Raw genomic sequence first — 6,053 nt, 5'->3', positions numbered from 1 at the left:
GGTACTTACGTGGTGCTGGCACTGCTCGTGGTTCTCCTTCGGGCCAGGATCATAAGCCTGGCTTCAGGGACTCCACGAATCCGGGGTCAGCTCACCCTCATTCGAGCACGCCGACCACCCCGGTACCATCGGCACCGGGGTCCTGATCAGGGATCCTGCGACCGGACCACCCGGAATGCTGTCCAGGCTGAGGGGTGGTCCGGTCTTTGGTTTTCGGCCTGCGCCACGCGAGCCAGACCAGATGAACGAGCGTCAGAGAGCGCTCAGGACCTTGCCCACTTCATAGATGGTGGGTCGGTCCTCCGGGACATGGCTGAGCATCTGGTCGATCAGCTCGCCCATCGGCCCCGGTACTCTCACCGGACGTCGCCTGCCATCCGCCACGGCTGCTCTCTGAACCGGGCGGGGAGCGTCATCCGGGTACTCGACGGCACGCCACCCAGTGGCGGAGATGAACAGGGAGGCGCCGAGGGCGTAGACGTCGGCTTCCGGCGTCGGCTCAGCCTTTCCGGTGTCGAGCACGCTGCGCGCGATCTCGGGAGCCTCGTAGTGGACGAGGCAGCCGCGGAACGGGAAGTCGTACCCCTCGGGAATGTGCCCGCCCTGGGCGAGCGCCAGGTCGATGAGGTGGGTCCGTTCCGGCCCGATGATGAAGTGGGCGGGCTGTACGTCACCGTGGGCCCAGCCCTTGCCGTGGAGTTCGGCCAGGGCCTCCACACACCCCAGAGCCACGCTCACATGGGGTTCCAGGGCCGACTCCGGCCGGCGGCAGGGCGCCCACAGGGCGTACAGGTCCGGCCCCTCGTGCCACGGCTGGAAGTTCCACGTTCCGTGCTCCCACTCGCCGTACGCGAAGTCGTCGAAGCCGAGGCGGTACAGCACGGCACCCTCCCGGGCTGGGGCGAGGGCCGTCCAAGGCTGGGCGGACCACTCAGGGGTGGCCTCGATCGGGTAGCCGACCTTCACGGCGTAGCGGCCACGGTCGCTTTCGACCTCCCAGACCATGGAGCCGCGACGGTTCACGACCAGGCGCTGAGTCGTGGGCATCAGCGCGTCGAGCACCACGATCGGCAATTCAGTGGAGGACCCGGACAACGTCTCTTCTCCTTCCGGGCGAGCGCGGCCGGCCCTGAGACGAGGCCGGCCGCGTCGCTGCTGTCGTGTGCTACGCCTGACCGTACGGGCGGCCGCAGTCCGAGTCGCACTGCGCGAGGTTCGTGCCGTCCACGGTCCACAGGTCGTCGAAGACCATGAACCCAGCCGCCTTCATGGCGCGCGCCGAGGCCGCGACCATCTCCGGGTCACGGGCGCCGCCGCCCGGCGCGGGGTTGTGGTGCAGGAAGCGGCCCGCGTGCCGCTCGCACAGGGCGGCGTACTCCTTCGTGTGCAGGATGAGCGCGTGCAGGCCGAGGTCCACGTCGTCCGACGGGACCATGGGGACGGTGGCGGTCGCAGCGGTGACCAGGAAGGCGACTGCCTGGTCCGCGATCCGCTCGGCCCGCTCGCGCGACTGCCCGTTGTGGACGACCACGAAGTGGGCGAGGCTATCGAACAGCTCCTCACCAGCCACCGCGCGTCCGGTCTTCTGGTCGTTTGCCGTTGCCGTCATGCGACTACTCCTTGTGTGTGGCGGTGCCAGGCACTTGCCGCCCGCGTCGGTCGCCGAGGTTGTGGCGCCAGAGCGATTAGAAGCGGGCTTGGGAGGCCACCCCAGGCGGGGAAGGGGGGGGGAGCGGGGAAACGGGCACCCGCCCGGGGCGGCCGGTCTACTGGCTGATACCGAGGGCCATGCCGATCACCAGGCCACAGGACCCGCTGATCATGATGATGAAGAGAACCCCCGCGTACCGGCCGATGGCGCGCATCACAGCCGTTCCCGACTGTTGCCGTTCCTGATGGCCAGGCGGGCGCTCAGTTCCTCCCGCGCGCTCAGGGGCCGCACCTTGTCCGGCACGGCGTCCCACTCCCGGCCACCACCGATCGGCCGTATCTGCACACGACCGCCGACAGCACCCATCACGACGCCGATTCGTCCACTGGCGGTGTCCTTTGCCAGGGCACCGATGTCCGGTCTGGTCTGCTGGTTGCTCGCCATGCAGAGGAGCATCGCGATCCGGGCACCCTCGCCAAAAGGTCAGGCTGATTACCCAACTTGGGTAATATCGCGGCAAGTAGAGACCCAGCGACGTTGCGTAGCCCTCGCAGTGGGGAGCCACCCAATGCCCGACGCCGAACAGCCGCAGGAACTGCCTGGAAGGCTGCTCACCGATCCGGAGATGATCGATGCGTGCCGGGTCCGCGACTTCTCCAAGGTCTTCCAGCTCGTGAAGACCAAGGCGGGCATCTACCCGTCGATGATCGCCCGGCGCTGCGACCTGACACCGAGCCGAGTCGGCGAAGTGATCGCCGGGCAGCGCAAGTTGCAGCACATGGACGTCATCGAGCGCATCGCGGACGGGTTGCGCATCCCGGGCCACATGCTGGGGCTCGCCCGCCGGTCGTGGGAGACGCCGCAGGCCCTGGCCGTCGTCGAACGAGAGACGCCCCAAGTGCCGCGAACGGAGCCGCAGGAGCCCGCGTCTCTGCCGGGGCCGGATGTCGACAGCATCCTTGCCCTGGCCACCCGCACGAGCCTGAGCGCGGCGACGCTCGAAGCGTTCCGCTCCTCGATCGAGGACTACTGGCGGCGGGACGATCAGCACGGCGGGGAAGCGCTACGGCCGGCCATCGTCGGGCAGCTCCGGTACGTCGTCGGTCTGCTGAAGGAAAACCGGCCGCCGTCGATTCAGAAGGGCCTGTACGGCATCGCGGCAGAGCTGGCGCGGCTCACCGGGTGGACCTACTTCGACGCCCGCCAGTACAACCAGGCCCGCGCGTACTTCACCGAGGCGCTTCAGCTGGCCAAGGAGATCGACGACCGGCAGTTCATGGCCAACGTCCTGGCGTGCATGAGCTTGCAGGCCACCTACCAGGACAAGCCCGCGGACTCACTGGCGCTGGTGACCGCCGCCCAGGATCAGGCCCGCTCGGCTGCCGGTACCACGCCGCGCGTGCTGTCGATGCTGTCCATGCGCGAGGCGTTCGCCCACGCGACCATCGGGAACCAGGCGGACACGCATCGGGCGATCGGGGAGGCCCACCGCCACTTCGAGCAGATCAAGTCGAGTGACCCCGATCCGTCATGGGTGACGTACTTCGACGAGCCGAAGCTCATCGTGGACACGGGTATCGCCCATGGCCGACTGGGCGAGGCAAAGACCGCTGAGCCCTTGATCGCGGACGCGCTACGGCGGGAGGACCGTACCAACCAGCGGGGGCGCGCCTTCCACTCGTTCTGGCTGGCGCGGACGCAGTTGGACCAGGGCAAGCTCGACCAGGCATGCCACACAGCCACACAAGCGCTCGAACCCGCGTCGGCGGTGGCGTCAGAGCGCGTGACGGGCCACCTGAGGGAGTTCTACGGCCAGTTGGCCCCTCATAGGCAGGAGCCCGTAGCCCTGGCCTTCGAGGCACGGCTACGGGAACTCCTCCCGCCGGTCAGCGGATAGCTTCATCCATGAGCAGGTAGAGCAGGCCCACCAGTGATCCACTGCTCACGATCTCGCGACGGTCGATCATGCCCCGGATCTCCGAGAGCGGTATCCACTCGATGCGGTCGGATTCGTTCTCCTCCGTGGGCGGCCCCGCGTACGTGGCGCCGTCCACCCGGAAGACGTGGTGCTGGGAGTCGGTGATCCCGTTGGCCGGCTCGGCGTAGATCAGGGGCTTGATGGGTCCGGGGCGCCAGCCGGTCTCCTCCAGGACTTCGCGGGCCGCCGCCTCCTCCGGGGTCTCGCCCTCTTCGACCAGGCCCATGGGCAGCTCCCAGGCCCACGAGTCCGTGATGAAGCGGTGTCGCCACATCATCAGGACCTCCCGCCGGTCATTGACCACGGCGGCCACTGCCAGATGCCGGAGGCGAACGACGTGGTACTCCCACCTCCGCCCGTCAGGCTGCTGGACGTCGACCAGACACAGATTCACCCACTTGTTGGTGTAGATCTGTCGCTCACCGTGGGTCTTCCACTCCATACCTGCGGCCCCTCTCGATCGGACTCCAGGATCTCAGACGACCGACGGACGCAAGGTAGGTTTCGCGTCATTGTGACGAGATGGTGCATGGATACGCACTACGACGCTCGCTGGGGGGTAGTAGCGCGCGAGGCTAGGTTCTGGAGCTTCAGCGCAGGGGTCGGCTGGCTCCAGAGGTTCGACACGGCAGTGGGTAGAAGCCGAGTCAGTGGACCCCGTGTGGACCAAGAGCCCCGCCCGAGGCTGGAGGCCGGTAGGCTGTAGCCGCTCCGCCCCAGGTGGGACGGGGCCGAGGTGGGTTGCCCGAGCGGCCTAAGGGAACGGTCTTGAAAACCGTCGTCGTGGCAACACGACCGTGGGTTCAAATCCCACCGCCTCCGCGCTGAGAACACTGAGGACGGCCCCTGACCTGGATCAAAGGTCGGGGGCCGCTCGCTTGCCCGGGCTCCGGGACTTCCCGCCAGGTCGCGTCCACTGAGGTCCGGCACCGAGGAGCTCTTCTACCTGGTCAGACACGCCAGGGGCAGGACTCATCCCGAGGACGGCAACGCGTGTGGAAGATCGCAAGCGTCCCCCTTTAGATGCAGACGGCGAAGCTCTCCCAGCTCCTTGCGGGGAAAGGGGTGCTGCATCCACTTTTTCCGGTACCCGTCCTCACCATGCAGTCGTAGGACGCCTTGCGCGGCTTCCACGACCACGTGCCCGAAAGCGCTGCGCGACTGAACCGAACTCCACAAGAGCTTGCCGTCGTCGTCCGGCAGATCGAAGCTCTTGAACATGTCAGGGAACCGGTAGATGCGGATCTCGACATCTGCCCCACGGCTGTTGAGAACCCACCTCACTTCAGCGGGCTCCAGGTCGAAGGAGAACCGCCGCGCAGCGTCAGGCCCGTACAGGCCTGCAACGCCAATGAGCAGGTCAGCGAGGGCATTGGTGCAGTAACTCGGACTGCACGTCTGCTCCGACTCACCATCCGCGACACGGTACGTAGCCCAACCTGCACCGGTCAGACTCCAACTGAACTGGAGATCACCCGACATTGACCCCTCCCCTGTGATCGTCTGCGGCGACGCTACAAGAGACGAGAGTGTGCGCCCCTGATACGCACTTACGCGCCCTTACATGGGCGCGTCGGCCAGTGCTGCAGTGGAGGCGGTACATCGCTCACCAGGCGCCAGGAGACTGCGATCATGCGCGATACGTTGCCCGGGAAGAGCGCGAAATGGCGGGTGATCGGCGTGATCCGGCGCTGATCCTCTGGGACTGCCATCTGAATCCCGATCAGCGGTGGAGGCTGGATGCCCGGCCGTATGTCTACGGCTTGACCGAAGTCGGGAACATCTGACGCGGGGCCGCCCCCGCCGACGCAGGCGACGGCTCCCACATGGCGTCCCTCTCAACGGGAGGGGCGTCCCTTTCCGCGTCAGAGCGCGTCGATCTCCCACGCGATCACGCCGGTTGACCCCTCGGCACCGTTCACGTCGATCCGGAGCGGGCCGTCCCCGTTGAGACGTTGCTGGACGACCGACTCGTCGCACGGGACCGAGGTCGGGGTGCCGGCCTTCTGCGGGACGAACTCCACGCGTGCGGTGCCGGTGCCTGCGCAGGCGAGGTTCAGGCGGTAGGTCTGGCCCTTGCGCAGTGTGGGTTCGGTGTGGATGCCGTCGCTCAGACGCTCCGCACCGGCTTCGTTCAATGTTCCGTTGCTGACGGCGGTGAGAGCCGCTTGTGCCCGCTCGGTGAGAGCCTTCTCCGACGGTCCGCTCGGTGTCGGTGATGCCGGGTGGGAGGCGTCGCTGTCGGACGGCGTGCAGGACGTGAGCAGGAGCGCCGACAGCACAGCGGCGAATCCTGCGAGTCTCCGGCGTGGATGGGTCATGGCGTGGTTCCCCCGTACTTCCAACTGGTCCGTTGCTTGATCAAGCCTCGCACCCCGCGTGCCGATCAAGAAGTATGGCCACTCAACGCCAAGCTGTCGTGAT

The 6,053-nt window shown here is 67.2% G+C and carries 7 protein-coding genes and 1 tRNA gene; 2 read left to right on the top strand and 6 right to left on the bottom strand.

Annotation, left to right across the window (positions count from 1 at the left end):
- Positions 1–252: 252 nt before the first annotated feature.
- From ACZ7L7_RS32835 to ACZ7L7_RS32825, 3 genes are all read right to left on the bottom strand, one after another.
- On the bottom strand, positions 253–1,095 hold the full coding sequence (locus tag ACZ7L7_RS32835; protein WP_471432768.1) for a protein kinase family protein: 843 nt from the start codon (positions 1,093–1,095) through the stop codon (positions 253–255).
- 70 nt (positions 1,096–1,165) lie between these two features.
- Positions 1,166–1,609, bottom strand: coding sequence for a glycine-rich domain-containing protein (locus tag ACZ7L7_RS32830; protein ID WP_471432770.1), 444 nt, complete (start codon positions 1,607–1,609; stop codon positions 1,166–1,168).
- 255 nt (positions 1,610–1,864) lie between these two features.
- Positions 1,865–2,107 carry a hypothetical protein gene (locus tag ACZ7L7_RS32825; RefSeq protein WP_471432772.1) on the bottom strand — a complete coding sequence of 81 codons (243 nt, stop codon included), beginning with the start codon at positions 2,105–2,107 and terminating at the stop codon, positions 1,865–1,867.
- Positions 2,108–2,219: 112 nt separating this feature from the next.
- On the opposite strand from ACZ7L7_RS32825, the gene ACZ7L7_RS32820 reads away from it, so the two are divergent.
- The gene (locus ACZ7L7_RS32820) at positions 2,220–3,548 is read left to right on the top strand and encodes a hypothetical protein (RefSeq protein WP_471432774.1); all 1,329 of its coding nucleotides are present in this window, start codon (positions 2,220–2,222) and stop codon (positions 3,546–3,548) included.
- Here the strand turns inward: ACZ7L7_RS32820 and ACZ7L7_RS32815 are convergent.
- The gene (locus ACZ7L7_RS32815; RefSeq protein WP_471432776.1) at positions 3,538–4,071 is read right to left on the bottom strand and encodes an NUDIX hydrolase; all 534 of its coding nucleotides are present in this window, start codon (positions 4,069–4,071) and stop codon (positions 3,538–3,540) included. The genes ACZ7L7_RS32820 and ACZ7L7_RS32815 overlap by 11 nt on opposite strands.
- 291 nt (positions 4,072–4,362) lie before the next feature.
- On the opposite strand from ACZ7L7_RS32815, the gene ACZ7L7_RS32810 reads away from it, so the two are divergent.
- Positions 4,363–4,451: transfer RNA gene (locus ACZ7L7_RS32810), tRNA-Ser, on the top strand.
- A 150-nt stretch (positions 4,452–4,601) separates the two neighbouring features.
- On the opposite strand, the gene ACZ7L7_RS32805 is transcribed toward ACZ7L7_RS32810, so the two are convergent.
- Both ACZ7L7_RS32805 and ACZ7L7_RS32800 read right to left on the bottom strand, forming a co-directional pair.
- Positions 4,602–5,111, bottom strand: a complete 510-nt coding sequence (locus tag ACZ7L7_RS32805) for a hypothetical protein (RefSeq protein ID WP_472077804.1) — start codon at positions 5,109–5,111, stop codon at positions 4,602–4,604.
- A gap of 383 nt (positions 5,112–5,494) precedes the next feature.
- Positions 5,495–5,767 (bottom strand): hypothetical protein, encoded by a 273-nt coding sequence (locus tag ACZ7L7_RS32800; RefSeq protein WP_472077803.1) that lies wholly within the window; start codon positions 5,765–5,767, stop codon positions 5,495–5,497.
- Positions 5,768–6,053: the final 286 nt, after the last annotated feature.

Source organism: Streptomyces sp. NPDC110618 (assembly GCF_055657065.1).
This window is presented reverse-complemented; position numbering and strand designations above follow the sequence as displayed.

Coding starts and splice junctions, on each gene's coding strand:
- ACZ7L7_RS32830 (WP_471432770.1), bottom strand. CDS start 1,609: ATGACGGCAACGGCAAACGACCAGAAGACCGGACGCGCGGTGGCTGGT.
- ACZ7L7_RS32825 (WP_471432772.1), bottom strand. CDS start 2,107: ATGCTCCTCTGCATGGCGAGCAACCAGCAGACCAGACCGGACATCGGT.
- ACZ7L7_RS32820 (WP_471432774.1), top strand. CDS start 2,220: ATGCCCGACGCCGAACAGCCGCAGGAACTGCCTGGAAGGCTGCTCACC.
- ACZ7L7_RS32815 (WP_471432776.1), bottom strand. CDS start 4,071: ATGGAGTGGAAGACCCACGGTGAGCGACAGATCTACACCAACAAGTGG.
- ACZ7L7_RS32805 (WP_472077804.1), bottom strand. CDS start 5,111: ATGTCGGGTGATCTCCAGTTCAGTTGGAGTCTGACCGGTGCAGGTTGG.